We start from the raw sequence: 2,980 nt of genomic DNA, 5'->3' as shown, positions 1-2,980 counted from the left end.
CTACCATGTTCTCCGCGCGGCCCTCCTGTCCCGACGCCAGAAAATCAACGCCGAGGTAGTGGGTGCTCCCACTGCCAGCTACTTCGTGCCAAGCGCCTTCCTCCGTGAGTTCGTGGCCGTGATGAGGGACAACCGGCTGACAAACGTGGTCCTTTGCCTGCCCATGTTCGGGGTTGCCCTGCTCATCACGGTCGCACTGATGAACTCCTCTGTGGTGTAAGTCCTTCTACGGTTTGGGAAGTCCCGTGGTGAACGTGTGGCTCCATTCAGTGACCGCGCCTTCGGTGAACACGAAGCCCTTGCCTGGGACTGCAACGACAGCCACGGTTCCGGACGGCTTCCTGTAGGTCCCGGCCGTGATCTCCTTGCCGTCCACCAGGTAGGTCACGCCGTCCACCGTTGGAACGGTGTAGGCGTCCTGTCCCTGACCCGGGCGGTCAGTGAAGGTGACGGCCGCCGGCGTCGCGGTGTCGTAGTGGAGGCCGAAGCCCAAAGGCAACAGGACGCCGTCGCCGCCTGCTTCCGGTATGTTGACCGGCAGCTTGCCGCCGGGGTTCACCGCACCCGAGATGGCGCGGGCCACGCCGTGGAAGTTGACCTTGTTGACGCCGTAACTGTTCAGCACGGCGGCTGCTCCGGGGAAGACACTGACGTCGTAGGGATTGCGGGTGGCAATGACGATTACCGGGGTTCCGGTGGCCGCCAGTTCCGCCACCATCTGCTGCTGGGCCGCATTGGTGGTGGCGTTGTAGGAAGTGAACACCACCGCGTCGGCGCCGCCCGCCGCGGCAACCGCACGGGCACGATAGGCGGCAGAGGGCGAGCTTCCATTCTCGTAGTCCTCTGTCACCGCGAATCCCTGTTCCTTGAGCAGCGGTCCCGCATTTTCAGGCCTGCCGGAACCTGCACCCACCATCAGTACGGAGCTGCCGGAGGCGAGGGGCAGGATCCGTTCCTCGTTGCGGAGCATGGTCACCGCGCGGTCTGAAATCAGGTTGGCGGTAGCCAGATTGGCGGCGGTTCCCACCGTTTGGTCCACGGCGTTGAGGTCCGCCATCGGCTGCTCGAAGACTCCCCGCTTGACCTTCCACTCAAGGATCCGGCGGACGGACTCGTCAAGGCGGCTTTCGCTGAGTTCACCGGACTCGACGGCGGCGCGAACCCCCGCGAATGAGGCATCCACATCGGGGGAGTTGAGCAGGATGTCAGAGCCGGCCTGGATGGCCTTGACCGCGATTTCTTCCTGGGGCCATTCGGCGGCCATTGCAGCCATATCCAACGCATCCGTGGTGATCAGGCCCTTGAATCCCATCTCTTCCCGGAGCAAACCGGTCAGAACCTTGGGGGACAGGGTGCCGGGCATCTCGGGGTCGATGGCCTCCACAATGATGTGGGCCGTCATGACCATATCCACGCCACCGTCAATGGCGGCCTTGAAGGGTTTCAGGTGTTGGTTCAATGTCTCGCGGTCATAGGTGACAGTGGGCAGCCCGTAGTGGGAATCCACCGAGGTATCGCCGTGGCCGGGGAAATGCTTGGCTGCCGCACCCACGTTGTGCTCCTGCATGCCGTGGATCTGTGCCACACCCAGTGCGCTGACCAGCGCCGGATCTTCACCCATGGAGCGGATGCCGATCACGGGATTGTCCGGGTTGGAATTGAGGTCCAGAACGGGTGCGAAGTCCACGTTGATGCCCATGGCGCGCATCTCGGAGCCCAGGATTTCGCCCTGTGCCCTTGCAAGGTCTGCGTCTGCCGTGGCACCCAGGGCCATGTTTCCGGGGAGGACGGTGGCCGGTGACCCGATCCGGGCAACCAAGCCGCCTTCCTGGTCGATGGTGACGGCCAACGGAATGCCGGTTCCGTCCTGGCCTACGGCAGCTTGCTGCAACCCGTTGGACAGGCCGGCCACCTGCCGGGGGTTGTTGGTGTTCCCGGACCAGGCGAAGTAGAGGACTCCGCCAAGGTTGTACTTGGCTACGACTTCAGCGGGGGTATTGACGCCGTAGCGAGCCTGGTTGCTGGCCGCCATGGATGTGTCCTCTGCCGAGGAACCATAGACGTGCGTCCAAGTCATTTGGCCGATCTTCTCGTCCAGCGACATGCCGGAAATCATGGCCTCGATATCCGGGGAGGCGGCGACCGTCGTCGTGCGCGCGGTGGTGGGGGCGGCTGCGGCGGCGCCCACCGTCGCCACTCCCGCGCCTGTCATGAGAAGCGCGGTGGCGGCCGCCGTCATCAACGTAGTTCCTTTTCTGAGCATGCGTTTCATCCCAATCATTTGAAGTTCCGGATGGCCTAGCGGGGTCCGTTGTAGAGGAGGTATTGGCGGGTGTCGCGGACGAATTGGCCCAGTTCAGTACGCCAGCTCTCAATAATGGTGCGGGCGTCCGCGCCGGCGTCGATTTGTTCGCCGAAGCGGGCCGACCCACTCAGCAGCCCCATCCAGCGTCCGGCGTCGCCGCGCCAGCCGAAGCCCGGGTACAACCGCTTTGCCTCCACCAGCATGTGCGTGCCGATTTCCAGGGCTTCTACACGGGCAGGGTCAGTGATGTGCACCTGGACTCCACCACAGATGATTCCCTGGTTCTTGGAGAGGGTGGGCTGGAAGTATGCCTCGCGGAACGTGACGCCGGCGAGGCCCTTGCTGTTCAGTGCCTCCGCCCAGCGGTGGTCCACGTAAGGGGCGCCGATGAGCTCGAAGGGGCGGGTGGTGCCGCGGCCTTCAGACATGTTGGTGGCCTCAAAAAGTGCCGTGCCCGGGTACAGGAGCGCGGTCTCCGGGGTGGGCATGTTGGGGCTGGGCAGGATCCACGATGCCCGGTTGTCCGGGCCGGTCATCTCACGGCGCCACCCCTGTACTTCCACCACCTGCAGGTCCTGGAGGGGAGTGAGGCCGGCTGCGGGCAAGTGCACTGCATTGAAGTACTTGGCCAGCTCGCCTACGGTCATGCCGTGTTGGAGGGCGATCCCAAGCTTT

General features: G+C 64.1%; 2 protein-coding genes and 1 pseudogene. 1 reads left to right on the top strand and 2 read right to left on the bottom strand.

What is annotated here, in order from left to right:
• Positions 1 to 220: pseudogene (locus HP499_RS22815) on the top strand (YdcF family protein); the annotation flags it as partial.
• Positions 221 to 226: 6 nt separating this feature from the next.
• On the opposite strand, the gene HP499_RS22810 reads toward HP499_RS22815, so the two are convergent.
• Together HP499_RS22810 and HP499_RS22805 are read right to left on the bottom strand one after the other, a co-directional pair.
• Positions 227 to 2,239 carry a glycoside hydrolase family 3 protein gene (locus HP499_RS22810; RefSeq protein ID WP_253951757.1) on the bottom strand — a complete coding sequence of 671 codons (2,013 nt, stop codon included), beginning with the start codon at positions 2,237 to 2,239 and terminating at the stop codon, positions 227 to 229.
• A gap of 59 nt (positions 2,240 to 2,298) precedes the next feature.
• A partial coding sequence (locus tag HP499_RS22805) for an exo-beta-N-acetylmuramidase NamZ domain-containing protein (RefSeq protein ID WP_172326348.1) occupies positions 2,299 to 2,980 on the bottom strand: 682 nt, incomplete at its 5' end.

This window comes from Paenarthrobacter sp. CM16, assembly GCF_013179505.1.
Classification (GTDB): Bacteria; Actinomycetota; Actinomycetes; order Actinomycetales; family Micrococcaceae; genus Arthrobacter.
This window is presented reverse-complemented; position numbering and strand designations above follow the sequence as displayed.